Below are 26884 nucleotides of genomic sequence, written 5' to 3' on the forward strand. Positions count from 1 at the left end.
CGACCTGAGTAGGACACCCATGGTGTGCTTGACGATGACGACGCGGCACCCGCGCGCCGCCTACCTTGCCCCCATGACAACGACGTTCGCGGTCGAAGTGACCGATCTGGTGAAGGTGTATGGCACCGGCGACACCTCGGTGCGCGCGCTGGACGGTGTCGGTGTCGCGTTCCCCGCCGGCGAGTTCACCGCGATCATGGGTCCCTCGGGCTCGGGCAAGTCCACGCTGATGCACTGCCTCGCCGGGCTGGACGCCGCGACGTCCGGCTCGATCCGGCTGGGCGGCACGGAGCTGACCGGCCTGTCTGACAAGGCGTTGACCCTGCTGCGCAGGCAGCGGGTCGGGTTCGTGTTCCAGTCGTTCAACCTGCTGCCGACGCTGACCGCCGAGCAGAACATCCTGCTGCCGTTCGATCTCGCGGGCCGCCGGCCCGACCGCCGCCGGTTGGCGCAGGTGGTGTCGGTGCTGGGCCTGGGCGAGCGGCTGCGGCACACGCCGAGCCAGCTTTCCGGCGGTCAGCAGCAGCGGGTGGCGTGTGCCAGGGCGCTGCTCGGCCGTCCCGACGTGGTCTTCGCCGACGAGCCGACCGGCAACCTCGACTCCCGCACCGGGGCCGACGTCCTCGACGTGCTGCGGCGCAGCGTCCGGGAGCTGGGCCAGACGGTGGTCATGGTGACGCATGATCCCGTCGCGGCGTCCTACGCCGACCGGGTGGTGATGCTCGCCGACGGCCGCATCGTCGACGAGCTGCGCCGTCCCACGCCCGAGGCCGTCCTGGACCTGCTCAAGCGACTGGGGGCCTGACGTGCGACGCACCGCACTGGCGGGTCTGCGACCCAGGCGGCTCGTGCCCACCGCGATCGCCATCGTGCTGGCCGTCGGGTTCGTCGCCGGCATCATGATCTTCGGCGACACGACCCGCGCCGCGCTCCTGGACGAGTATGCGCGGTCGGCCCGTAACGTCGACCTCGCCGTGACCGCCGCCGACGGCACCCGGCTGCCACTGTCCTCAGTGGATGACGTCCGCCGTGCCGGCGGTGTCACGTCCGCCGAGGGACGCATGGCGGAGCAGGCGCCCCTCGTCGACCGTGCGGGCCACCTCGTCACCGAGTTCGGCGTCCCCGGTCATGCCGTCGACGCCGGCGACCGCCCCGAGCTGCGGCCCTTCGACCTGCGCACCGGTGCCGTGCCACAGGCGGACGGGGACGCGGCCCTCGACGCCCGCAGCGCCCGCCAGACCGGTTACCGGGTCGGCGACACCATCGCCCTCGTCGGCGCCGACGAGCAGCGGCACGAGTTCCGCCTCGTCGGGATCGTCGACATCACCGGCGTGGACGGCGGCAACACGTCCACGGTCGTGCTTACCCGGCAGGCACTCGTGCGGCTCACCGGCGCCACCGGCTACCGCGAGGTCGTCGCGACCATCGCCGACGGCACCACCGCATCGGACGTCCGTTCCCGCGTGACCGCGGCGGGCAAGGTGCGCACCGGCGAGCAGCTTCGGCGTGACCTGGCCCGCGAGGCGTTCGGGCAGATCGACGGCCTGCTCGTCGGCCTGCAGCTCTTCGCCGTGGTCGCGGTGCTCGTCGCCGCGCTCGTCATCGCCAACACGTTCAACATCCTGCTCGCGCAGCGGATGCGGGAGACGGCCCTGCTGCGGTGCGTCGGTGCGACCCGCGCGCAGGTGTTCCGGCGGGTTGTCGCCGAGGCCGCCGCCGTCGGGCTCGCAGGCGCGGCGCTCGGCACCGGTGTCGGTCTCGCGATCGGGTTCGGGCTGTCCCGTGGTGCGGCCCTGCCCGGGATCGGGCTACCCAGTGGCCGCCTGGTGGTGGGTGTTTCGCCGGTACTGGTCGCGCTGCTCCTCGGCGTCGTCCTGACGGTCGTGTCGGCACTGGTGCCGGCGGTCCGGGCGACCCGGGTGCCGCCGATCGCGGCGCTGCGCGTCACGCCCCTCGGCCGCGGCACCAGCAGGCGCGGACGGATGGTGCTCGTCGGGACCACGGCGCTGCTCGCGGCCGGTGGGGCGGCGCTGACCGTGGCGGGGCTGCGCACCGGTGACCCGCAGACGGCGATGGTGATCGTCATGGCCGGCGGCACGTGCGTGTTCCTGGCGGTGCTGCTGCTGTCGCCGCTGTTCATCGGCCCGCTGATGTCGGCGTTCGGGTGGCTGCCCGGCCTGCTCGTCGGCGCGCCGGTCCGCCTGGCCGCCGCCAATGCCCGGCGCAACCCGGGCCGCACCGCGGCGACGACGGCCGCACTGCTCGTCGGGGTTGCGTTGATGGCCGGCGGCAGCACCATCGCCGCGACCGTCAACCGCACCGCCGAGGCCCAGCTCAACCAGGCGTTCCCGATCGACTACCTGCTCACCCCCGCCGTCACCGGCGGCGACAGGCCCGCGACGGTCCCGCAGTCGATCACCGCCGTGCTGCGCGCCGACCCTACGTTCGGGCTCGTGGCGGCGGTCAGGCAGGACACCGCGAAATCCTCGGCAGGGGCATTGCTCGTCGGGACCATTGACGAGGCGGCGATCGGCACGGCGTACCGGCCCGCGGTCACCACCGGTCGGCTGGCGGACCTGCGGCCCGGGACCGCCGTCGTGTCCAGTGGCTCCGATGCCCTCGTCGGGCGGCGCGTCGGCGACCAGCTCCGGCTGACCGGCCCCGCCGGCCGCACGATCACGCTGACGGTCGCGGCGACGGTCCAGAGCGCGACGCTCGTCGGCGACGTCGTGATCACCGCGGCCGACTATGGGTCGCTGTTCCCCGCGGCGGCCGGTGACTCGCTCGTCATGCTCCGCACCGCCGGCGGTGTGCCCGCGGCGACGGCGCGCGCCCGGCTCGACACCGCGCTCGCGGCGCATCCGCTCGTCCAGGTCGGCGACCTCGCCGAGTTCCGCGACGAACGTAACGCCGCGATCGACCAGATCGTCGCCGTGATCGCGGTCCTGCTCGCGCTCGCGCTGATCATCGCGCTCGTCGGCATCGCCAACACGCTGTCGCTGTCGGTGCTGGAGCGCACCCGGGAGTCGGCGCTGCTGCGGGCCCTTGGCCTGACCCGCGGTCAGCTGCGAGCGACGCTGCTCGCCGAGGCGTTACTCATGGCGGCGGCCGGCGCCGTCGTCGGCGTCGTGTTCGGCCTGGTCTACGGGTGGCTGACCGCCATCGCGGCGTTCGGCGACGTCGAGACCCTCGTCGCGATCCCGGTCGGGCAGCTGGCTGCATTCGTCGGGCTCGCCGCGCTGGCGGGCACACTCGCCGCAGTGCTGCCGTCACGCAGAGCGGCAAACGTTGCCGTCGTCGTCGCGCTGGCCGATTGACGACCTATCGTGGACGACGTGTGGAACGGCGAACACCTGCGGCGCATCAGGACCTGGCTGTTCGACGGGGGCATCGCGGGATCCGTGCTGTATGTGACGCTGCTGGAGCGCGGACTGGAGCCGGCCGTCGTCGCCATCGGGCTCGTCATGGCGGCCGCGATGCTGGGCCGCCGCCGCTATCCGGTGACCGTCGCCTGCGTCGTCTACACGGCCGCACCGCTGCACCTGCTGTTCGACGACGCGATGCGGCTGTATGACATGGCGGTGCTGATCTCGATGTTCGCCGTCGTCAAGTACCGAGCCCAGCTCGTGTGGGGCATCCTCGCCGGCGTCGGCGCGGGGCTCGGCGTCGTGATCGGCGCCGCCGTCGAGGCCCGCCGGACCGACAACTTCGGCGCCATCTCCTGGGTCATCGGCGCGCTGACCGTTGCCGTGTGGTTCTCCGCGTACGGGGTGCGGACCAGGCGCCTGTACGTGGCGAGTCTCGAGGAGCGGGCCGCCACCCTCGAGCGCGAGCGCGACCACCTGGCCCGCCTCGCGGCCGCCGACGAGCGGGCCGCGATCGCCCGCGAGCTGCACGACGTCGTCGCGCACAGCCTGAGCGTGATGATCGTCCAGGCGGACGGCGCCGGGTACACGCTCGACCCGGCCTCGGTGCATGCCCGCGAGGCGCTCGACACGATCGCCGCCACCGGCCGCGACGCCCTCGAGGACATGCGTCGCGTCGTGAGCGTCCTGCGCGGCGCGTCGCCGGGGGCGGCCGCCGTATCCCGACGACGCGTCGGTCTCGCCGAGCTCGACCGGCTCGTCGAGCGGGCCGGCCTGCGGGTCGACCTCGACACGGTCGGCACGCCGGCGGGGTTGAGCGTGGCGGAGGAGCTGACCGCGTACCGGATCGTCCAGGAGTCCCTGACCAACACGCTCCGGCACGCGGGACCCGACGCGAAGGTCACCTTGCGTCTGGAGTACACACCGGACCGCGTCGCGATCGAGGCCACCGACGACGGCGCCGGCCGCCCCACGGCCACCACCCGCCCGGGCGGCCACGGCCTGGTCGGCATGCGGGAGCGGGTTGCGCTGCACGGCGGGACCGTGACCGCCGGCCCGCGGTTCGACGGAGGTTGGACCGTCATCGCCACGATCCCCAGAGCACCCCGGACCGTGCCCGCCGATCGGGCGTCCGCGGTGGGTGAGGGTCCGAGACCGCCTGCAGGGGGCGCGAGCGACGACGGGACCGCTGGCGCAGCTGCGCCCAGGGGCCTGGGTGGGGTCGAGCCCGGCAGTCGTGGTGTGGTCGCGGCCAGCGATCCGGTTGTGGTCGCGGCCGGCGACGGGAGTGACGGCGCAGTTGGGGGCAGTGGCCTGGGTGCGGTCGGGGACGGGGGTCCTGGCGTGGTCGGGCGTGGCGGTCCTGATGTGGTCGCTGGTGCTTCCGGTGTGGTCGAGATCGTCAGCCTGGATGTTGTCGAGCCCGGCAATGCTGATGCGGTCGGGATGGGCGTGGTCGGGATGGGTGCGGGCGAGATGGGTGCGGGCGAGATCGGCGTGGGCGAGGTCGGAGTGGTCGAGAGCGGTTCCCTTGGCGTGATCGGGGCTCGTGGTTCGGGTGTGGTCGGGGCTGGGGCCGCCACTGTGGTGGCGACTGGGCGGTGGGGAGTCCGGTGATCCGGCTTGTGATCGTTGACGACCAGGAGCTGATCCGGGCGGGGTTCCGGATGGTGTTGTCGGCGCAGGAAGACATGGTTGTGGTGGGGGAGGCGGGGGACGGGGCGGAGGTGTTGCGGCTGCTGCGGCGGGTCGAGGCGGACGTGGTGGTGATGGACATCCGGATGCCGGTGATGGATGGGATCGCGGCGACCGAGGCGTTGTGTGCGCGGCCGGGTGGGCCTCGGGTGCTGATCCTGACCACGTTCGACACCGACGAGGACGCGTTTGCGGCGTTGCAGGCTGGGGCGAGCGGGTTCCAGCTGAAGAACGCGCCGCCGGCGAGTCTGCTGGCGGCGATTCGGGCGGTTGCTGATGGGGACGCGATGGTGGCGCCGAGGGCTACGCGGAGTCTGCTGGACCGGTTCGCGGGGAAGTTCGTGACGGCGCCGCCGGTGGTTGACGATCCGGACGCGATGCGGCGGCTTGCGAGCCTGACGGACCGGGAGCGGCAGGTGCTGTTGCTGGTCGCCGAAGGGCTGTCCAATGTGGAGATCGGGGAGCGGCTCAACGTTGCCGAGACGACGGTGAAGACGCACGTGGGGCGGGTGCTGACCAAGCTGGAGGTGCGCGACCGGGTGCAGGCGGTCGTGTTCGCGTATCAGATCGGGCTGGTTCGCACCGACTGATTCCTGGTGTCGGTCCTCGGGGCTCGGTGGTTTCGCGCAGCCCTCGGTGGCGTGGCAGGGGTAGCGCGGTCGCCGTCCGTGCCGTCTTGCGGTGATGCCAAGCCTGGTCCGCGCTCGCATGGTCCAGCGCCGTCGAGGTCGTCATTCGGTGCTACAACACCGTTCTCAGTCATCACGAAGAGCCGGCGACGGTGAGGCCGCGCGACACCGCCGAGCCCCGAGGCCGCCTCAGGGTTGGTTGGGTACGGGTTGCTCAGGGATCGACCGGAGTCGACGTGGGGGGCGGGTTCGTCCTGCCGCACGAGTCGCCGGGGGTCGCAGGGCGGAAGGCTGCTTGGCAGAGATGCCTACCGATGGGAGCGGCCGTGACGACCCGTAGGACCATGCTGAAGACCGGTGCCGTGACGGCGTTCGTCGCCGTCGGCGGTGCCACGCTGACCGCCGACCCAGCCGCGGCCGCGCCGACGTCCGGGCCGGACCGGGCCGCGCTGCAGGACACCTTGGCGCGGATGGGTGCCAACGGGGCGTCCGGGATTCTCGCCGAGGTTCGTGACCGGGACTGGGCCTGGCGGGGCGCCGCGGGTGTCGCCGAGCTCGGTACCGGTCGGCCGGTGCAGCCGCGGGGGCGGTTCCGGGTCGGCAGCGTCACGAAGTCGTTCGTCGCGACCGTGGCGCTGCAGCTCGTCGCGGAGCGGCGGCTCCGGCTGGACGATCCGGTCGAGCGGTACCTGCCGGGGCTGGTGCCGGACGGTGGCCGGATCACCGTGCGGCACCTGATGCAGCACACGAGTGGCCTGTTCGACTACACCGACGGACTGCTCGGCGGGGCGACCGTGCAGGATCTGGTGCGGATGCGGTACCGGTCGTGGTCGCCGCGGGAGCTGCTTGCGTACGCCTTGGACGAGGCGCCGCTGTTCGAGCCGGGTGCGGGCTGGTCGTACTCGAACACCAACTACATCCTCGTCGGGCTGCTGATCGAGCGGGTCACCGGACGGCCGTACGGCAGCGAGGTGACGCGGCGGATCATCCGGCCGCTCGGGCTGCACCAGACCGAGGTGCCCGGCCACGATCCGGACATCGCCGGGCCGCACGCGCACGGGTACCTGCCGCTCGAACGCGACGGCGGTGTCGTGCCGGTCGACATCACGCGGTTCGAACCGTCGATCGCGTGGGCGGCGGGGGAGATGCTGTCCAGCGCCGAGGACCTCAACCGGTTCTACGGCGCGCTGGTCGGCGGGCGGCTGCTGCCGGCGTCCCTGCTGGCGCAGATGCAGGCGACGACCGGGCCGGAGAGCTACGGCCTCGGGCTGTTCTCCCTGACCCTGCCGTCCGGCACGACGCTGTGGGGGCACACCGGGGGCATCTTCGGCTACGAGACGTTCGCGATGGGCACCGCCGACGGCCGCCGGCAGCTGAGCCTCTCGGCCAACCCGTGGGGCCCCCACGAACCGGACGACGCGATGGACCAGCTGCTGACCCTGGCGTTCGACGGCACGGGGGCAGCGGCGCGCACGGGCAGGATCCAGCAGCTGCCGAAACTGGGCCGTTTCTAAAGGGAGCGGCGCCGCAGGTCAGGAGGGGGACCTGCGGCGCCGTGCCTTCCCAAGGAAAAACTGTGCGTCTCCGAGAAAACTAGGGGCGCGCCGCCCAGCGCTGGGCGCCGGTGCCGTTGCAGGTCCAGAGCTGGACCTTCGTGCCGTTGGCGGTGCCGGAGGCGTTCACGTCGACGCACTTGCCGGAGCCGGTGCCGGTGATGGAGCCGTTGGCGTTGAACGTGAACTTCTGCGCGTTGGTGCCGTTGCACTCCCAGATCTGGATCTTCGTGCCGTCGGCGGTGCCGTTGCCGTTGACGTCGAGGCAGCGGTTGCCGTAGACGCGCAGCTCGTTGGCGGCGGTCCTGGTCCACTTCTGGTTGGTGCCGCCGTGGCAGTCCCAGATGTGGACCTGCGCGCCGGGGGTGGTGCTGACACCGGAGACGTCGAGGCAGCGGTTGGCCTGCGGGTTGACCAGCGACACGGCGGCGCCGACCGGCGGGATGGTCGGGGTGAGGCTGCCGGGCACGGACTGCAGGGCGCTGAACCAGCGCGCGCCCATCTTGTCGTAGCCGGTGGCGTTGGGGTGGACGCCGTCGGCGAGGTCGGCGGTCGTGATCGCGGAGTGCATGTCGACGAGGTGCGTGAGCGGGCCCTTCGTGGCCACGATGCCGGGCAGGGCCGCGTTGTACGTCTGGACGCGCGCCTCGAGCGTCGCGTTGGTCTCCGGGGTGATCTGCGCGACGAACAGCTCCACCGACGGGGCGGTCGCCCGGATCTTGTCGATGAGGGCGGACAGGCGCGCGGGGGCGTTGGCGACGTCGTAGTTCTGGTTCATGTCGTTGGTGCCGATGTGCAGCAGGATCGTGCGCGGCGTGTACGACGTGAGCCAGCCGACGATGTTGGCGTCGAGCTGGTCGATCCGCCAGCCGGAGTGCCCCTCGTGGTCATGGTCGCCGAGGCCCGCCGGGCCGTTGAAGCCGGAGCCGACGAAGTCCACGGTGTACCCGCCGGCGGCGAGCCGCTGCCACAGGTTGATCCGGTAGCCGCCGGGCACGTTGTACCCGTCGGTGATCGAGTCGCCGAGCGGCATGACCCGGACGCCGCCGTTGGACTCGGCCTGCGCCGGTGCCGCCGTGGCGAGGGTGAGCCCCGCGGCGAGGGCGAGGCCGAACCCGGCGGCGGCGAGCCGCCTGAGATTGCGTCGCATGTGCTGGTTCCTCTCGTCTGGGCCGTCCGAGGGCGGTCCGCTCGGCGCGGGGATCCTGGCGGGGACCCGAGGCGTCGCGGCAGGGACGGTCGCATCGAGTTTTGGCGATGCGCCGCGGGCCGGGGAGCCCAGTGGTGGACCGGACCGGTCGAACGCCACCTACGCTGCGCCGAGCGGTTGCCGACCGCGGGCGTTCCCCGGGCAGCGTCAGGGCCTTGCAAGAACGCGTTCGAATCCAGCAAAGATGAGTCTGGATATTGCGGAGTCGTGTCGGCGGGGTTACCGTCCCTCTTGCACCGCACCGCCAACCGGTGTCACAACCCACCCCGCCGCTCGATCGTCTCCACCAGCGCCGACCAGCCCGACACCGCCAACTCGCGGCCGGCCGGCCGATGCCTCGCGCGGTAACGGCCCCGTCGAAAGCGAGCAAGACATGTTCCGGTCCCCCCGAGGTGCCAGGCGGAAAGGGCGTCTTGTCGCCCTGACCGCGGGCACCACCCTCGCTGCCGCGGGCGTCGTCGTCGGGATGACGATGTCGCCGGCGTCGGCGGCCGCGACCGGCGGCGTCGGTGCGACGCTGCCCTACGTCGAGGTGCAGGCGGAGAACGCCGCCACCAACGGCTCCGTCATCGGCCCCAGCGCCGCCTACAACACCCTCGCCGGTGAGGCGTCCTACCGCAAGGCGGTCACGCTGCAGGGCAGCGGCAAGTTCGTCGAGTTCACCACGCCGGTGGAGACGAACTCGATGGTCTTCCGGTACAGCATCCCCGACACCGGCAACGGCTCGGTGTACACGGCGCCCATCTCGCTGTACATCAACGGCGTCCGGTCCAACAACTTCACGCTGACCAACGCGTACAGTCACTACTACAGCAGCTACCCGTTCAGCAACCAGCCGGGCAGCAATCACCACCACTTCTACGACGAGGTCAACCGCCTCTTCCCGCAGAGCTACCCGGCGGGCACGAAGTTCCGCCTGCAGGTCGACTCGGATTCCACGGCTTCGTCGTACACCATCGACCTCGCCGACTTCGAGAACGTCGCGGGACCGCTGTCGCAGCCGGCCGGCTCCGTCTCGGTGACCAGCAGGGGCGCCGACCCGTCCGGCGTGGCCGACTCGACGGCGGCGTTCAACTCGGCGATCGCCGCCGCGGGTGCCGGTGGCACCGTGTGGATCCCGGAAGGCACGTTCCGGATCCCCGGCAGCAACCCGGGCTGTGGCATGGGGTGCAGCCACATCATCGTCAACAACGTCACCATCCGTGGCGCCGGCATGTGGCGTTCGAGGATCGTCGGCAACGCGCCCGGCTTCTACGGCAACTACGCGCCGTCGCCGAGCAGCAACGTGCACCTGGCGGACTTCGCCATCTTCGGCAACGTCCAGGAGCGCAACGACGGCGACCAGGTCAACGGCATCGGCGGTTCGCTGACCAACTCGACCGTCGACCGGGTCTGGATCGAGCACGTCAAGGTCGGCGCATGGATGGACGGGCCGTTCAACAACCTGGTGTTCAACCAGATGCGGCTGCGCAACTACAACGCCGACGCGATCAACTTCCACAACGGCGTGACCAACTCGAAGGTCACCAACAGCCACGTCCGTAACCCCGGCGACGACGGCCTCGCCATGTGGGCGGAGCACAACGCCGACGTGAACAACTCGTTCGACCACAACACCGTCGAGCTGCCGATCCTCGCCAACGGCATCGCGATCTACGGCGGCCACGACAACTTCGTGACCGACAACCGGGTCATCGACGCGGGCCTCAGCCAGGGCGGCGGCATCCACGTCGCGCAGCGCTTCGCCTCGACCCCGATCGGGCGCACCGACGTGCTGCGCAACACGATCATCCGGTCCGGCAACCTCGACCCGAACTGGCAGTTCGGCGTCGGCGCGCTGTGGTTCGACGCCCGCGACGGCGTGATGAACGGCCTGACCAACGTCGACAACATCCTGATCCAGCAGAGCCCGTACGAGGCGATCCAGTTCGTCTCGGGCTCCCAGATCAACAACGTGAAGATCAACAACGCGACGATCCAGAACACCGGCACGTTCGTGGCGCAGCTGCAGGTCGCCGGTGCGGCGACGATCACGAACAGCACCGCGACCGGTACCCAGGCATCCGCGCCGATCTACAGCTGTGGTGTCGGGTTCAACCTGACCGACGGCGGCGGCAACTCCGGGATCTTCGGCTCGACCGCCTGCCAGATGCCGGTGCCGACGTTCCCGCCGTACCTGCCGGACAACGGCTCCAACATCAGCGTCAGCCCGAACGCGCTCGGCTTCGGCTCGGTCGCGACCGGTGGCGCCAGCGCCGCCCAGGCCGTCACGGTCACCAACAGCGGCACCGCCTCGGCGCCGGTCGGCACGATCGCCGTCACCGGTGACTTCTCGCAGAGCAACACCTGCGGCAGCAGCCTCGCCGCCGGCGCGTCCTGCACGGTCAGCGTCACCTTCCGGCCGACCGCGGCCGGCACCCGCACCGGCGACCTGTCGGTGACCGCGGCCGGCATCACCAGCACCGTGCCGCTGTCCGGCACCGGTGTGGCACCCGGACCGGTCGTCAACGCCAACCCGACGACGCTGTCCTTCGCCGGTACCGTCGTGGGCGCGTCCGCCCCGACGCAGACGGTGACGCTCACCAACTCGGGCACCGCGGCCGCGACCGTCTCCGGGGTCACGGCCACCGGCGACTTCAGCCAGACCAACACCTGCGGCTCCCTGGCCGTCGGTGCGTCCTGCACGGTCACCGTGAGGTTCACCCCGACGACGTCCGGCGCGCGTACCGGCACCCTCACCGTCGCCAGCAACGCCAACAACAGCCCGGCCACGGTCGCGCTGTCCGGCACCGGCATCGGTACCAACACCAACATCGCGCTCAACAAGACGGCCACCGCCAGCAGCCAGGTCAACGGCACGCAGGCGGCGACCACGGCCACCGACGGCAACGCCGACACCTACTGGGAGAGCAACAACAACGCCTTCCCGCAGTGGGTCCAGGTCGACCTGGGCGCGACCAGCAGCATCGGCAAGGTCACCCTGAAACTCCCGCCGGCCACCGCATGGGCGACCCGCCGGCAGACCCTGTCGATCCTGGGCAGCACCGACGGCTCGAACTTCAGCACGATCGTCGGTTCCGGCGAGCGGGAGTTCAACCCGGCCACCGGCAACACGGTGAGCCTGACCTTCGGGGCGACCAACGCGCGGTACGTCCGCGTCAACATCACCGCGAACACCGGCTGGCCGGCCGGGCAGGTCGCCGAGCTCGAGGTCTACCCCAGCGGCGGCACCACGCCGACCACACCGGTCCTCAGCGCCAACCCGACCAGCCTCACGTACGCCTCGCAGACGCTGAACACCACCAGCGGCTCGCAGGCCGTCACGATCACCAACACCGGCACCGCCGCGGCCACGGTCTCCGGCGTCACCGTCAGCGGTGACTACCTGCAGACCAACAACTGCTCCTCGATCGCCGTCGGCGCGTCCTGCGTGGTCAACGTGAGCTTCCGGCCCACCGCGTCCGGCACGCGCACCGGCACCCTCACCGTCACCAGCAACGCGCAGAACAGCCCGACGACGATCGCGCTGTCCGGCACCGGCGCCGGCGGCACCACACCCACCAACCTGGCCGCGGGCAAGCCGACCAGCGAGTCCAGCCACGTCCAGGTGTACGGCTCCGGCAACGTCACCGACGGCGACCAGAACTCCTACTGGGAGAGCGCCAACAACGCCTTCCCGCAGTGGGTCCAGGTCGACCTCGGCTCGGCGCAGAGCATCACCAAGGTGGTCCTGCAGCTCCCCGCCTCCTGGGGCGCCCGCAACCAGACCATCCAGATCGCCGGCAGCACCAACGGCACGACCTGGTCGAGCCTGAAAGACCAGGCGTCCTACGCGTTCTCCGGCGGGGCGGGCAACACCGTCACGATCACGTTCGCGGCGCAGACCCAGCGCTACGTCCGGCTCAACATCTCGGCCAACACCAGCTGGCCGGCGGGGCAGATCTCGACCTTCCAGGTCTGGAACATCTGACCCTCCTGCAGGGCACGGGGTGCCGCCGGTCTTGCGGACCGGCGGCACCCCTCGTGGCCTCCGTGGTGCCCGGCGGCGCACGTGAACAACAGGCGCGTGGAGGACCACTCCAGCAGCTTCGCCTCGCTCGGATGCTCCGTCGTCTTACCTGCGCCTCCGCCGACTCGTCGTCTTCGGGAAGGTCGCGTTCGCCTACAGTGCGATGATGAGGCTCGTCCCGGTCGTGGAGATGGCCACGTCACAACCCACCTATCTCAACCTGGACCACGCGACGCTGGTCGCCCCGGTGCACCTGGACACGAAGGCGCGCGTGCTGCGCCGGGACCAGGAGACGTGGGCCGTCACGTTCGTGGTCACCGTCGGCGACACGGCGTCGGTCTACGCGACGCGCCGCTCCTTCGCCGGCGAGCAGGACGCGCTCGCGTGGATCGCCGCCGTCACCGAGGTCATCCGCTGAGGCGCGCTCAGACGTAGACCCCCTCCTCGAAGCCGAGCCGCTCCAGCACCTGCTGCGTCGCCCCGCCGCCGTCCCGCGACACGATGCAGGTGACGTCGATCTCCCACCGGCCGTCGTCGCCGACGAGCACGCTGTCGACGTTCATCACCTCGTACACGTCGAGCCGGATGCCGAGACCGGGAAACGGCGCGATCGGCAGCCGGATCTCCCGCAACCAGGTCCCGTCCGGAGTGAGGGTGACGAGCAACGCCCTGATCGGCCCTTCGGTGAGGCTCTTGCTCACGTGATTCCCCTCGTCATGGTGTACGCCCACCGCCCCACCCACGCTGCCGCGCCTTCCCACCGCCGCCACCGCCCCCGCACCACCGCAGCCCATGCGCCACGGCAACGCAGCGCGCCCGGCGACGGTGCGGTGCTGCGGTGCGATCGGTGGCGATGCAGTGCAGTGATGCGGTCGTGCGGTGCGGTGCGGTGCGGTGGGATCGTGCGATGCGGCCGGTAGTGAGGCAGTGCGGTGCGTGCGGTCGTGCGTGCGGACTGGGGTGCGGTGATGCGGTCGTGCGGCGCCGTGGTGCGTGCGGGCCGCGTTGCTGCGGTGCGGTGATGCCGGTCGTGCGGTCGGCGGTGGTGCGGCGCGGTGCGGTCGCGCGGCGGTGCAGGTGCGCTGCGGTCGGGCGGTGGTGGCGTCGGGCGGTGGTGGCGTCGGGCGGTGGTGACAGCTCAGGGCGCGGCGGCCGGTAGCCAGGTCGCCTCGGCCACGGCGCGGGTCGCGGCGTCCGTGTAGACCGCCGTGGCCAGCCACGCCTGGGCGAACGCGCTGCCGTCGTCGCCCGCGAGCCGCCCGAACATGTCCCGGGGACGCGTGCACGCCGCCTCCGTCAACCGGTCGAGCAGGACCGCGCCGGTGTCGAGCCGGGCCCGCCGCAGCCGGGTGGCGTCCGACGGTCCCCGGCCCGCCGCGAACGTGTGGACTGTCCTCCGCCGGACACCGTCCGCTCGACCTGCGCCGCCAGCAGCCGCAGCACGGGATCGCCGGTCGTGGCGGCCCTGCTGGCCACCGGCACGAGCGGAGCCGCACCCTGCCCGGGCGCGACGCCCCCGGGCGCGGCCTGCCCGGGCGTGACCTCCGCGGGCCCGGCCTGCGCGGGAGGACCGTCGCCCAGGTCGCCGCTTGGGGTGGCGGACGCGCCGGTGGTGTCCTCCAGTGCCGCGAGGCCGGCGGTCTGCGGCAGGTGGCTGCGGTGGAGCCGGTCGAACGCCAGGTCCGCGTGCCCGCCCTGCGCCGCCGGCAGGTTCCAGTCGGTGGCGTCCACCGGCGCGACGGACAGCGGGAACACCGTGCCCGGCCGCGCCGGATCGGGCCGGGCGACGATCAGCAGCTCCAGGCCGGCGGCGTGGCCGAGCAGCCGGAGGTTCTCCCGGTACGCCAGCGCCGGCGAGTCGTCAGCGACCCGCAGCGTCAGCGGCGTGCCGCCGGAGGCGGTGGCGTGGACGGCGTCGTCGCCGCCGGTACCCTCGATCCGCACCGACAGGAAGACCAGGTCGTCGCCTGCGCGCCGGTCCGTCACCGGCAGGGCGAGCGCCTCGAACGCCCGGTGCACCTGCTCGCCGAGCGGCACCGTCCACAGCCTGGCCAGGGGCTCCTCGTGCCAGCCGCAGCCGCGGGCGGTGACCGCCCGCACCGACTTGCCCGCCCCCAGCTGCCGGGTCGCGGACGCCGTCGCACCCGACACGACGAGACCCGCTCGGGTCAACGCCCGGTGGCTGAGCGCGGTCTCGCCGAGCGCGACCGTCGCGTTGCCGGCCTTCGCGGCCCGCCGGGCGTCGCCGGGCATCAGGTCCGCGATCATCCACAGGCCACCGTCGCGGTCGGCGACGTAGGTGACCACGCCCGCGTAGCCGGAGTCGGCGAGCACCGCCGTCGTGCACAGGCCGTGCAGCCGGAGACTGCCCCGCAGCTCGTACGCCCGCCGCGCCGTGCCCAGCAGCCCCTCCGCCGGTCCGCCGCCACCGGCCGACCGCAGCCGTTGCAGGACCCCGATGAGCTCCTGCAACGCGGCGGTCAGCTCCCCGAGCCGGAAGTCCGGATCGCCGGTACGGGCGGCCTGCAGCATCGCGGCCACGATCCGGGCTGCGGCGGCCGGACGGTACACCTTGCACGCCTGCCCCTCGTGCGCCGCCCGCAGCAGCGCCGTCCGCGCGACCGTCCCCGACCCGGTGACACCCGCGGCGAGCACGTCGACGGCGGCCCGCCACAGGTGCTCGACCGCCGCCCGCTGCTGCACCGTCAACGGCTCGGCCGTCGCCTCCGCCGGCACGTCGACGGCGTTCGCGGCCGAGGCGGTGCTCGTGGCCGGATCCGGGGCACCAGCGACCCGGCCGGCGCCGGACGCCGCGGCGTCCCCTGCCGCCGCGACGTCCCCGGTGCCCGCGACGTCTCCGGTGCCCGCGGCGTCTCCCGGCACGGCAAGGCCCACAGGCGCGGCAAGGTCGCCGGCCGCGTCAGGAGCGCCGGCCGCGTCCGGTGCCGCAACGCCCGGCGTGTCCGGCGCGGGGAACGATTCCGCTTCGGCCGGGGACCCTTCCGCGTACGCCGGGGCGAGCGCCAGCACCGCGGCGCGGTGCAGGCAGTTCGGTGCGAGGAGGCAGGTGCACGTCGCCGCGTCCGGTGAGCGGACCACCCCGCCGTCGGTGACCAGGGTGACGGTCGTCGTGTCGTCGACGGCGACCGTGAACCGGCCGTCCGCCGCCGTCACTGGCAGCGCCGCGAAGCGGGTCACCGCCTCGTCGACCTTCTTACGCAGCCTGGCCGGCAACGCGTCGACGGCGGCCACCAGCACCGTGTCCGCCACCGGCGGAAGGGATGCCCCGCTCATGCCATCGCCTCCACCAGTCGCCGGCCTGAGCCGGACCAGCGCTGCGGACCGCTCATGCGCGCACCTTCTCCCCGACCCAGCGGGCCAGCTCCAGCGGACTCAACGCGGCGACCGGCATGCCGCACGCGACGAGCTGCGAGGCCACCGACACCGAGTACCGCGGCCGGCCCCCGTCGTCGAGGCTCGCGCAGCCCAGGACGGTCGCACCCGACTCGACCAGGGAACGGGTCTCGGTGAGGAGCCCGCCCAGCGGGTACCCCTCCTCGAAGTCACTCACGACCACGACCAGCGTCCGCGACGGCACGGTCACCAGTGACCTGGCGTGCCGCAGCCCGGCGGCGATGTGGGTGCCTCCGCCGACCTTGACCTCGAGCAGCAGCCCCAGCGGGTCGCTGACCCGGTCGGTCAGGTCGACGACCTCGGTCGAGAACGCCACGAAGTGCGTCGTCAGCGCCGGTACCCCGGCGAGGATCGCCCCGGTCAGCGCCGACCAGATGACCGACGCCTCCATCGACCCGGACACGTCGACGACGAGGACGAGCCGCCAGTCGACGCCCCTCCGGGCCTTGGTGCGGAACACGGGCCGTTCGGGGATGACCTGGACCCGGCCCTCGCCGTCGCGGCGGGTCGTCGCCAGGTTGGCCCGCAGGGTCCGCGGCAGGTCGAGCGGCCCGCCCGGCCGGCGGGTCGGCCGCGGTGTCGTGATCCCCGCGAGGGCCGGCCGCAGCCGCGCGGCCAGCTGCCGGGTGAGCTCCTCGACGATCCTCGCGACCAGCGGCCGCAGCCGCGCGACCACCGACTCGGGCATGGCGCCGGCGAGGGACAGGACCGTCTGCAGCAGCTCCACCGACGGTGTCACCGCGTCGGGGTCCAGCAGCAGCGCGGCCTCCCGCCGCCCGGACTCCGCGGCGCGGGCCAGGACCTCCTCGCGGATACCCGGCCCGAACAGCGCGGACAGTTCCTCGGCCCATTCCCGTACACCCGGGAACGGCGCCTCCCGGCCTGCCCGCCCCGCGGCGTCGGCTCGCGACCCCTCGCCGGTGCCGGCGCCGTAGAGCTCGTCGAGGGCGGTGGCGTACCGCGCCGCCCCCGGACTCAGATCGTCCGACCGCCGCCCCAGCAGCAGCCGCCACCGGTCCACTGTGGACAGTGTGTGACCGGCGCCGCGTGGCTTGGTTTCGGTGACCGGAGCCTCGTCGGCGGGTGCGGTGTCCGCGGTGCCGGTGGGCGGCGTCAGGCCGTACGCGGCGAGCGCCGCACTGCCCGCCCGGTCGGCGAGCAGCCGGATGAGCAGCTCCTCCGGCGATACGTCGGTGATGTCGCGGACCGACGCGGTGTCGCCGAGGCGCTGCTCGACGACCGCGAGGAGCCGGTCCCGGCCGGCGGGGCTGACCGCCTGGAAGCCGCCGCGCAACGCCGGCAGCCGGGACAGGAAGTCGGCGTCGGGCAGGGACTCGACCCGGTCGAGGAGACCGTCGAGCATGTCGTCGCCGGCCTGCAGCAGCGGCTCCGCGGCGGTGAGCAGCCCGCGGAGGTGGCCGAGCAGCCGCCGCCGGCCGTCGTCGGTGCGGGCGCCGTCGACCCAGGACGCCAGCCGGGTCCCGAGCGCCGCGGGCTCGGCGAGGCCGAGGATCACCTGTACGGCACCCGCGGCCGCGGACATGACCGGCGTGCCGTCGTGCGCGAGGCGGCCGACCGCACCGGCGAGGCGGAGCCCGACCCCGGCCGCGTCGGCCCGCTGGGCGAGGGCGACGAGCGCCCGGACGTCGTCGACGGACTCGGATCCGGTCAGGCCGTCGACCTGGCGGACGGCGGCGGACTCGAGCTGCTCGACCATGGGGGCCAGCTCACCGAGCAGCCCGGCGGGCATGCCGGGGACGTGCCCCCGGTCGAGCCGGTCGACGAGCGCGAGCGCGGCCATCAGCTCGTCCAGGCTCGCGGCGGCCGGCACCCCGGCGGCGACCTCCGCGATCCGCTCCCGGGTCAGCGCGACGAGCCCGCAACCGGCCGCGACCGCGAGCCCGTCGATCAGCTGCGCCGACGTCGGGCCGTTGTCGTCCTGCTCGACGCGGCGCCGGTGCCGCAGCGTGCCCTCGGCCGCCTGAGCCAGGGTGACGCCCCGGATGCCGGCAAGCTCCAGCATCGCCTCGGTGCCGGGCACCCACTGCACGGTCCACCGGGTGGTGAGAGCGTCGGTGCCACCGGCACCTTCGACGGCGACGCGTTCGCCGTACGGCACGCGACACACCTCGAGCTGCCGCAGCGCCACCTCCCGCCGCCGGTCGAGGTCGGAGCGCAGCGAGTCGAGCCGCATGTCACGGGACTTCTCACCGGCGACGGGCAGTCGCAGCTCGCTCACGAGCGCCTCGACCGCGGGCCGCAGCCCGGACCGGGGCGTGCCGGGCGCGAGCACGCCGCGCTCCTCACCGACGAGGACCTGCTCCATCGCGGTCGCGACGACGCGTCCCCGGCCGAGCACCTCGCCGTGTGCGACGACGCTCTGCAACGCCTCGACGATCTCGCCCCGGCCCGGTGCGGGCAGCGCCCGGAGCCGTGCCAGGTCGGTGGCGAGCCGGTACGCCTCCCGAGCCTCCGCGGGCCCGGTCGGATGGCCGGCGGCGCGGACCCTGGCGCACACGTCGACGATCGCGGTGAGCGCGGCCCGTTCGACGTCCGCGGGGCGTCCGCCGGCGGTGACGACCGCCTGCTGCCAGCGGGGGTCGCGGATCCCGGCCGGGTAGCCGGACCTGGCGTCGAGCAGGGAGAACGCGTACGGCACCAACGAGGTGACGACCTCGGGTCCCTTCCCGGCCCGCTGCGGTGCCGGGTCGGCGGCGGGCTTGTCCACGTCGAGCAGCGCCCACGCGTGGAACGACCCGACCACCGCGGCGACCCGCCGCCCTTCGAGCGCCGCGAGGTGCCGGCGCATCCACGCCTCACGCCGCAGGTCGAGCGCCGTGACGTCATCGCCGGTGTCGTGCCGCATCGCCCAGCCGACGAGCAGCGCGGCCCGGCGGACCGCGTCCGGCGCTGCGCCGGGCGACCGGGCCTCGACAACCCGGTCCCACATGTCCTCGTCGGGCCTGCCGGTCGCGGCCCGCCGCAACGCGTCACCCAGCAACCGCAGCCCGTCCGGCGCGACCGTGGAAGGCGCGCGTGTCAGGGGTGCAGCCGTGGACGGCACGGGCGTTGGGAGAGCGGGTGCTGAGGGCGCGGCCGTGGAGGGCGCGGGTGTTGGGGGAGCGGGCGTGGAGGACGCGGGCGTGGAGGGAGAGGGTGTTGACGACGCAGGTGCTGAGGGCGCGGCCGTCGCGGACCCACCGATCCCGTCCGACGCCGACCCGTCTGAAGGGGTCGCGCCCGAGTGCGCGCCGTCGGATGCGGGCAGGTCCGCAGCCGTCCCCTCCGCGGCGGTGGTGCCCGGAGGCGTGCCGTCCGTCGCAGGTGGAAGGCCAGAGGCGGTCGAAGCCGGGCCGTCCACGGCAGGTGCGGCGGCCGAGGCGTCCTCGGGGAGGTCGTCGTGCCAGGCGCGGTCGGCGAGGGGCAGGTCGCAGGGGATCACCTCGACGCCGTTGCGGGCGGCCCAGCGCACCGCGACCAGCTCCGGGGAGAAGTCCGCGAACGGGTAGAACGCCGCGGTGCCGCGGGGGCCGGCAACCCCCGCGAGGGCGACCGGTGCCGTGGTGGCCGGGTCGGCCAGCCACGGCAGCCAGTCCGCGAACTCGGCCGGGAGCTCCAGCAGGAGCACCTCCGGCCGGGCCGCGTCGAGGAGGTCGTCCATGACCGCGGACAGCGCCGGCGAGTGGTGCCGCACCCCGATGAGATACGGCGCCGTCGACTCGGCGAGGACCCGCAGCGCCCCGTCAGGCGCTTCGCCGGGAAGGCCGCCGCCGGGAAGGCCGCCACCGGAAAGCTCACCGGAAAGCCCACGGGCAGACCCGGCGGAACGCCCACCAGAACGCCCATCGGAGAGCCCACGGCCGGACCCGCCGCCAACCCGACCGGCAGACCCGGAGGAAGACCCGGAGTAAGGCACGGAAGACCCGGCGGCAGGGCCGGTGGCAGCCACGGCGGAAAGGAACACGGCGGGGGGATCGGCGGAGCCACCGCCGGACCCACCGCCAGAGCTGGCGGCAGGTCCGGCGGCAGGCCCGCCGGAACGCAGCCCGGCGGGAGGATCGGCCGGGGCAGTGTCAGGACTTGAGGACATCACGGAGCTCCCACAGCTGGGTCCACAGCCGGGACCCCTCCTCGGCGCGGCGGCGCACGGCGCCGTCCCAGTAGCCGAGGAGCTTCGCCCCGTCGGCCGGGTCGTCCTTGCACACGACGCCCTGCAGGTGGGCCGGGAGCAGCGACAGCACGTCGCGGTCGCCGGGGAAGTACGCCGCGGCGAGGCCCAGGGACGTGGCGACGGCGACGGCCTCGGCGGTGCTCATCACCGTGGAGGGGCGCTCGACCTCCCAGCCCTCGACGGACCGGCCGGCCCGCAGGTCCCGGAACGCGGTGACGAGCGCCTCCAGGACCGCCTCGTCGACGCCATACGGCGTGCGCACCCGGTCGAGGGCGGCCCTGGCCTGCCGGCCGACGAGCGCGGTCTCCGCGGCCAGGTCGGGGATCGGCCCGACCGTCTCGAAGTTGAACCGGCGCTTGAGCGCGGCGGACATCTCCGACACGCCGCGGTCGCGGAGGTTGGCGGTGGCGATGAGGGTGAAGCCGGGAGCGGCGTGGATGGTGGCGCCGGCGGTGCCGGACAGCTCCGGCACCGCGATGCGCCGGTCGGACAGGATCGACACCATCGCGTCCTGGACCTCGGGCAGGCAGCGGGTGATCTCCTCGACGCGGGCGACGGCACCGGACCGCATCGCGGTGAGGACCGGCGACGGCACGAGGGCCTCGGGGCTGGGACCGCCGGCCAGCAGCAGGGCGTAGTTCCACCCGTAGCGCAGCTGGTCCTCGGTGGTGCCGGCGGTGCCCTGCACGACCAGCTCGCTGGTCCCGCAGACCGCCGCCGACAGCAGCTCCGACAGCATCGACTTGGCGGTGCCGGGCTCGCCGACGAGCAGCAGCCCGCGCTCGCCGGCGAGGGTGACGACGCAGCGCTCCACCAGGGCCCGGTCGCCGACGAACTTGCGGGTGATCGCCAGCTTCGCCGGCAGGCCGGCGGCGCGGGCGCCCTTGGGCAGGGTCAGCTCCTTGTCGTCGCTGCCGACGATGAACGTCACCACGGCCCGCGGGGTCAGCCGCCAGCCGGGCGGGCGGGCGCCGTCGTCGTGGGCGGCGAGGAATGCCAGCTCGCCCGCGTGCGCGTGCTCGGCGGGATCGACCTGCCGGACGTGCCCTGCGGCAGGTCCGGTCTCCAGCGTGGTGCTCATCGACGCCCTCTCGTGGTGAGTTCTTCGAAGCGGGGGTGGTCGCCGCCGGTGACCCGGGCCCAGGCGACGGTGAACAGCGCCGGTGCGGGCGCGACGGGGATGACCGCGCCGAGGCTGGTCACGTCGTCGCCGTCGCGGATGAACAGTGGCAGCTTCCACAGCTCGAACGGCAGGTTGGGGCTGGACAGCGCGACCCAGCCGCCGGGCAGGAACAGGGTGCGCCCGGCCCGCGGCCGCTTCGCCTCCACGACCAGTTCGGTGGCGGCGAGCTCGGCGCGGGCCTTCTTCAGCCGGGCCGGTTTCCAGCCCGTCCACGCCGCGACGTTGCGGTCGGTCGGGTCGGGCAGCGCGAGCAGCTGCAGGTAGAGCGTGGCGGCGTCGGCGCCGAGGCCGTGCTTCGCGGCGACCTCGGCGACCAGGTCCGGTGCGGAGCGCGACGGGTCGTGGTCCTGCTCGGAGCCCTCCGTGGAGGCCGCCGCCTCGACCCACGCGTCGAGCTGGCCGCTGAGGATCGCGCGCAGCGCGACGATGAACCGCGGTGAGCTGTCCAGCTCGGTGAGCAGCGCCGCCACCCGCGGGTCGTCGGGCCCGGTCATCCGGGCGGGACGCAGCAGGATGCTGGGCCAGTGCCGGTCGTGGACGATCTTGTACAGGCCGGCGTCCCGGGTCGTGCCGTCGGTGGTGAGGGGGAGGCCGATCTTGGCGATGAACTCCGTCAGGTCCTCCTCATACAGCGTCCCGATCTGCACCTCCAGCTCCGGGTCGGCCAGCCGCTGCCGGACGAGGTCCAGCACCCGGGGGAGGCTGACGCGCAGGGCGTGCCCGGCGGGGAGCCGCCGCACCAGCCACGGCACGGCGCGGGTGACGGCCCTGAGCAGGTCGGGGATGCCGATGCCCTCGACGGGGCCGTGCAGCCAGCGGCACGTCTCGGGGTTGGCGAGGCCGTGCACGAACGCGGAGGCCCGGATGCCGGCGGTGATGCGCGCCGCGCGCACCTCGACGACGAGGTCGTCGGCCAGCGGGGTCCTCGCCCCATACCGCTCCACGTGCCAGGTGCCGGCCCGCTCGATGCACGGCCCGTCGGTCCACAGCGCCGCCGGGTCGTCCGGCAGCAGCGCCAGGGCGAGGGAGCGGCGCTCGGAGCGGGACAGCGAGTCGCGGTCGCTGAGGGCGCCCTCGATCGCGGCGTCGGTGAGGACCTGGTCGAGGTGCCAGCCGTCCGGCCGGCGATCCTCCCAGTCCTTGGCCGAGACCGGGTCGGCGAGCAGCACGGTCGCGTCGGCGAGGGTGATGCCGGCCGCCGCGGACAGCGCCGGGACGAGCTCGGGGCGCCACGGCAGCGGGCCGTGCTCCCGGGCCGCGGCCACGAACGCGGCGAGCCGCTCACCGTCCCACCCGCCGGGGTCCAGGATCTGGTGCCGGGTGATGGCGTGGCCGGCCACCGCGCCGAACGTGCCGTCGGGGGAGTATTCGAACGCCTTGACCTCGCCGTCGGACTCGTCGGTGCGCAGCACGACCAGCCGCCGCTCGCCGGCGCTGATGACGTCGCCGGGCTTGGGCATCGCGGTGCGGTCGTCGGCCTGCAGCCAGAGCCGTCGCAGCCGCCCGCCGGGCGCGAGCAGCCCCGACCCGGCGATCACGTCGAGCAGGCCGAGCAGGTGCGTGTGGTGCTCGGCCGAGATCAGCGGCGACACCACCCGGTGGAGCACGGCGGGCATTGCCCCGACCACGTCGAACCAGTCCGGGTCGGCGCTGGCGGCGATCGGCGCGATCGGCCGCTGCGGCTGCCTGCCGAGCAGGGCCGCGCCGACGTGGATGTAGAGGTTGGCCCCGACGTGGCTGTAGTCATAGCAGCTCGGGATGAGCCCGGACAGCGCCGCGTTGAGGATGCGGTCGTCGGGCAGGTGGTCGTCGGGGTCGGCCTGCACGGCGGTCGCGATCGCCGCGGTCGCCGTGGTCAGCTCGACCAGCCGCGCCACGGAGCGGGCCGCCTGCTTGACGACGCCGGCGATCCCGGCGACGAGCGGCGCGGCGCCCACCTCGGGGAACGTCTCGGCGACGAGCTTGCGGGCGGCGTCGGTGTCGATCTTGGCGTCCGGGCCGACGAGGTCGACGACGGCGGCGAGCAGCCGCGCCGCCTGCTCGTCGGTCACGGCCCGCAGCGCCGCCGAGCCGGCCTCGTCGCGCACGCGCAGGTAGTGCCAGAAGGTCGCCGGGGGCATCATCCGGGTGCCCTCGCGGAACGGGTCCTTCTTGAGGCTGGTCCTGAGCACGGCGATCTCCGTGCCGTCCTCGGCGCACAGGACGATCTTGTTGTCCCGCCACGAGTCCTGGAACACCATGCCGTAGACGGCGTCGGCGCCGGGGAACCGGATCGCGCCGACCGGCGTGCCGTGGGTGCGGCCGGGCCGCTCGAACTTACCGGGCATGGTGAACGTGCGGCCGTCGACGCCGGTGCCGGTCTCCGTGCCGTCGGCGGTCGCGCGGATCCGCCAGCCGACCAGGCCGTCGCGGTGCCCGAGCGGGCTCGTCGCCGCCTGCGGCGGTGCCGGCAGCAGGTGCGAGGCATGGTGCACGAGCGTCTGGCCCTCGACGGCGCCGGCCTCGAAGAACGCCGGCAGCGACGCCCGGCCGAGGGTGCCGGTGGCCGCGTCATACTCATGCCAGCGCCAGGCCTCGTCGGGGCCGGACTCCGCGAGGGTCCAGTAGTGCTGGCCGTCGCCGGCGACCTGGGCCCGCTCGTGGGAGGACCGGTCGCCGACGTGCAGCGGCCGGCCGCCGGCGGTCCGCCCGCCGCCGGGCAGGGCGAGCGAGGTGTGGGTGTTGACGGTGAACGCCTCGTCGGGGGTGGTGAACACGTCGTCGGGGGCGCCGCTCCAGTAGCCGGCGCGCTCCTGCCCGATGTCCCAGCTGACCAGCAGCTGGCCGTCGACGTAGCGCAGCACCGTGCTCCAGTCGTAGCGCCGCTGGTCGGCGGGGATCCGCAGCATGTGCTCCAGCTCGACCCCGTCGGCGCCGACGACGGCGACCTGGTCACCGGCGCGCACCACCAGCTGCGGCCACTGCCGCTGCACCCGCACCTTGGCGTCATAGCTGTCGTCGTCGGACTCGATGTCGGCGTCGCCGACGAGCGTGTCGATCGCGGCCTCCAGGGCCGGCCAGCCGTATTCGTCGAAGACCCCGGCGCGCAGCGTCGTGGCGAGGACGGGGGCGAGGTCGTGCCCGGTGATGCGGCGCACCGCCTCCGGGTTGACCGCGAGACCCTCCGGGCAGGCGATGAGCGCGAGCCGCTTGAGCTGGTCGTCGATGCCGGGCAGGCCCTGCTCGATCACGCTGTCGGCGAGCCGGTCGATCCACCAGTGCAGCGCCGTGCGCAGGCCGGGCACGGCGACGACCGCGGCCACGTCCTCGGGTGACACCTTGGTGCTGCGCCAGCCGGGGCGCAGGTGGCCCTCGATGCTGTCCGCGACGCGCGGCAGCAGCCGTGGGTGCGCGACGAGGTGGACGAGGTCGCGGCGGCCCGGTTTGTCGTCCTTGAGCCACTGCTCGACGGGGCAGGTCGCGTTGGCGGCGACCTCGCCGAGGGGCACGCCGAGCTCGAGGCAGAGGTCGACGACGTCGAGGTCGAGATAGCCGGCGGAGGCGCACAGGTCGGCCGGCGCACCGTCGGCCTTCAACCGGCCGGCCATGCGGGTCACCAGCGCCGACTGCGCCGCCAGCCGCTCCCGCCGCCAGCCGGAGCGGTGCTGGTGCAGGCGGGTCAGCCAGCCGGCGGGGCCGTCGGGCGACTCGGCCCCGGCGGGCACGGTGCCGGCCGGCTCGATCAACGCGGCGGTCGCGCCGGACTCCTCGAGGATCTCCAGCCAGGTCTCGTCGGGGCAGTTGCCGGGGAACATCGCCAGCAGCTGGCCGCGGACCGCCGGGTCCTGCCGGGCGACGGAGACCAGCACCGCACGGTAGGCGGTCCAGAACCCGCCTGGCGCGCGGACGATCGACGGGGCGGTGAGCAGCACCCGCAGCAGCGCCTCCTCCTCGTCCGGGCCGAGCTTCGCGGCCTTCGCCAGCCGGCGCAGGTCGGTGTGCATCGACGCATACGGGGGCATCCCGCCGAGGGTCCGCTCCACGCACAGCCGGCGGAAGCGCTCATAGGCCGTCGCCGCGTCGGCGCGGGCGGCGAGGTCACGGGCATAGGCCGCCAGTGCCTTCGCGGTCAGCGCGCCGGCGAGCGCGAACTCCAGGAAGACCGTGTGCTGCCGGTCCTCGTCGATCTTCAACGCGAACGCGCGCTCGGCGTCGCGGGCCTTGCCGAACATCGACGCCGCGTAGGTGGGGCTGTCGGCGGCGAGGAACGCCCGCGCGGCCTCCTCGTAGAACGTCGGCAGGAAGTGCGGCACGGACCGCGCCAGCCGGTCGCCGAGCTCGACGAACCCGTCGCGGGCCGGGCCGATCCGCGACTTCGCGATCCGCACGAGCCGCTCGATGTCCTTGACCAGGGCCAGGGCGTGGTGGCCGTTGGCGGGGTCGTGCACCAGCGCCCACGCGGGGAACCCGAGCGCCTGCTGGCGCACGACGCCGACCTCGGTGACGGTCTCGGGTGCCTCGAACCCGAGGAACTCCATGGTGAGGTCCTCGGCCGGCCCGAGCGTGCCCGGGACGAGGCGCACCACGGTGCGCTCGCCGAGGACCGGGTGCCGGTAGGCCCGGGTGGTCAGCGTGTCGATCGTGTCCTGCGCCAGACCCTCACCGCTCGGCAGCACCGCACCGGCGTCCAGCAGCGCGTCCGCACTCATGCCTGCTCCTCCTTGCTCTCCTCGACGACCCGGCCCGCATAGAGCGCCGCGGCCATGCGCATGCCTTCGGACCAGGCGACCGGCCCGACCTCACCGAGCGGCACGGACGTGCCGTCGTCACGGACGAACACGAGGTCGCCGGTCTCGGTCTCGTAATAGGGATCGTCGGAGCCGACCCAGCTGCGGGCCTCGACGGTGCGGCCGCCCTCGAACACGCGGCAGATCGCGGAGCCGCCCTTCACCGGATAGCCCAGCGACGACGAACGCGCCGTCAGGTGCCGCAGCTCGGCGAACTTCCCGCCGGCATAGTCACTGACGCGGGTCGCGGCCGGCTCGACGTCGGGGCCGCGGGTCCACGTCTGGCGGAACAGCTGGTCGACCGACTGCTTCACGCCCAGGTCGGCGGCGAATTCCCGCAGGTCGTCGAGGTCGGCGAGCTGCACCGGGTGGGGGATCGCGACCCGCGTCGCGGGCAGCCGGACCGTCTCACCGTCGAGGTTGACGATGCCGACAGTGCCGCCGCCGTCGCCGGACGCGTCCCGCAGGAACCCGACCTCCTCGGGGTCCCACGCGCCGTCGTCGTCGAGGACGGCGACGACCAGGTCGGTCAGCGCGGCCCGCCACACCTCGTCGGCCCAGACCCGGGCGAGCACCTCGGCGGGCACAGGCAGTGACCGGACCATCCACCGGTCGACCTGCTCGCGCACCTGCGCCTCGTGCCGGCCCAGCCACTCCTGCAACTGCTTGAGCCCGAACACGACGGCGTCGTCCTTCAACGCGGGCGGAACGGACTTGAGCAGCTTGCCCTTGGCGTTGCGGCACGCTATGCGCCCGGCATCCAGGGTGACCTCATAGCCACCGCCGGCGGTCAGCCACGTCATGCGATCCCTGCCTCATCGGGTCTCGGACTTCCTTGACCCCCGGCAGGTTAGTCACCGGGTGCGACATTTTTGCAAGGCGCCAGGTC

General features: G+C 73.5%; 15 protein-coding genes. 7 read left to right on the plus strand and 8 right to left on the minus strand.

Translation table 11 applies throughout. The features are described from left to right. The first annotated feature begins 73 nt into the window (after nucleotides 1–73). From OHA72_RS24215 to OHA72_RS24235, 5 genes are all read left to right on the plus strand, one after another. On the plus strand, nucleotides 74–805 hold the full coding sequence (locus tag OHA72_RS24215) for an ABC transporter ATP-binding protein (RefSeq protein ID WP_327010067.1): 732 nt from the start codon (nucleotides 74–76) through the stop codon (nucleotides 803–805). 1 nt (nucleotide 806) lies between these two features. Further along, the gene (locus OHA72_RS24220) at nucleotides 807–3317 is read left to right on the plus strand and encodes an FtsX-like permease family protein (RefSeq protein ID WP_327010068.1); all 2511 of its coding nucleotides are present in this window, start codon (nucleotides 807–809) and stop codon (nucleotides 3315–3317) included. A 9-nt stretch (nucleotides 3318–3326) separates the two neighbouring features. Continuing rightward, nucleotides 3327–4982: a histidine kinase gene (locus OHA72_RS24225; protein ID WP_327010069.1), complete on the plus strand. Its 1656-nt coding sequence runs from the start codon at nucleotides 3327–3329 to the stop codon at nucleotides 4980–4982. A gap of 50 nt (nucleotides 4983–5032) precedes the next feature. Beyond that, nucleotides 5033–5650, plus strand: coding sequence for a LuxR C-terminal-related transcriptional regulator (locus OHA72_RS24230; protein WP_327011653.1), 618 nt, complete (start codon nucleotides 5033–5035; stop codon nucleotides 5648–5650). A gap of 365 nt (nucleotides 5651–6015) precedes the next feature. Continuing rightward, nucleotides 6016–7203 carry a serine hydrolase domain-containing protein gene (locus OHA72_RS24235; protein WP_327010070.1) on the plus strand — a complete coding sequence of 396 codons (1188 nt, stop codon included), beginning with the start codon at nucleotides 6016–6018 and terminating at the stop codon, nucleotides 7201–7203. 79 nt (nucleotides 7204–7282) lie between these two features. Here OHA72_RS24235 and OHA72_RS24240 read toward each other — a convergent pair whose 3' ends face one another. Further along, nucleotides 7283–8392 carry an RICIN domain-containing protein gene (locus tag OHA72_RS24240; protein WP_327010071.1) on the minus strand — a complete coding sequence of 370 codons (1110 nt, stop codon included), beginning with the start codon at nucleotides 8390–8392 and terminating at the stop codon, nucleotides 7283–7285. Nucleotides 8393–8825: 433 nt separating this feature from the next. On the opposite strand from OHA72_RS24240, the gene OHA72_RS24245 reads away from it, so the two are divergent. Together OHA72_RS24245 and OHA72_RS24250 are read left to right on the plus strand one after the other, a co-directional pair. Then, a complete protein-coding gene (locus tag OHA72_RS24245; protein WP_327010072.1) occupies nucleotides 8826–12422 on the plus strand; it encodes a choice-of-anchor D domain-containing protein in 3597 nt (1198 codons plus the stop codon). A 205-nt stretch (nucleotides 12423–12627) separates the two neighbouring features. Further along, the gene (locus OHA72_RS24250) at nucleotides 12628–12879 is read left to right on the plus strand and encodes a hypothetical protein (RefSeq protein ID WP_327010073.1); all 252 of its coding nucleotides are present in this window, start codon (nucleotides 12628–12630) and stop codon (nucleotides 12877–12879) included. A gap of 7 nt (nucleotides 12880–12886) precedes the next feature. On the opposite strand, the gene OHA72_RS24255 is transcribed toward OHA72_RS24250, so the two are convergent. From OHA72_RS24255 to OHA72_RS24285, 7 genes are all read right to left on the minus strand, one after another. Next, nucleotides 12887–13162: a hypothetical protein gene (locus OHA72_RS24255; protein WP_327010074.1), complete on the minus strand. Its 276-nt coding sequence runs from the start codon at nucleotides 13160–13162 to the stop codon at nucleotides 12887–12889. A 437-nt stretch (nucleotides 13163–13599) separates the two neighbouring features. Beyond that, complete coding sequence (locus OHA72_RS24260; RefSeq protein ID WP_327010075.1) at nucleotides 13600–13761, minus strand: hypothetical protein; 162 nt, start codon at nucleotides 13759–13761, stop codon at nucleotides 13600–13602. Further along, on the minus strand, nucleotides 13758–15755 hold the full coding sequence (locus tag OHA72_RS24265; protein WP_327010076.1) for a hypothetical protein: 1998 nt from the start codon (nucleotides 15753–15755) through the stop codon (nucleotides 13758–13760). Before OHA72_RS24265 ends, OHA72_RS24260 begins: the two co-directional genes overlap by 4 nt. A 52-nt stretch (nucleotides 15756–15807) precedes the next feature. Further along, nucleotides 15808–19569, minus strand: coding sequence for a DUF5682 family protein (locus OHA72_RS24270; RefSeq protein ID WP_327010077.1), 3762 nt, complete (start codon nucleotides 19567–19569; stop codon nucleotides 15808–15810). Between the two features lie 379 nt (nucleotides 19570–19948). Further along, nucleotides 19949–21127, minus strand: a complete 1179-nt coding sequence (locus OHA72_RS24275) for an ATP-binding protein (RefSeq protein ID WP_327010078.1) — start codon at nucleotides 21125–21127, stop codon at nucleotides 19949–19951. Beyond that, nucleotides 21124–25917, minus strand: a complete 4794-nt coding sequence (locus OHA72_RS24280) for a hypothetical protein (protein ID WP_327010079.1) — start codon at nucleotides 25915–25917, stop codon at nucleotides 21124–21126. Before OHA72_RS24280 ends, OHA72_RS24275 begins: the two co-directional genes overlap by 4 nt. Beyond that, nucleotides 25914–26798, minus strand: coding sequence for a DUF4132 domain-containing protein (locus OHA72_RS24285; RefSeq protein ID WP_327010080.1), 885 nt, complete (start codon nucleotides 26796–26798; stop codon nucleotides 25914–25916). The genes OHA72_RS24280 and OHA72_RS24285 overlap by 4 nt, the downstream gene beginning before the upstream one ends. Nucleotides 26799–26884: the final 86 nt, after the last annotated feature.

The sequence above is a fragment of the Dactylosporangium sp. NBC_01737 genome (assembly GCF_035963215.1).
Lineage (GTDB): Bacteria > Actinomycetota > Actinomycetes > Mycobacteriales > Micromonosporaceae > Dactylosporangium.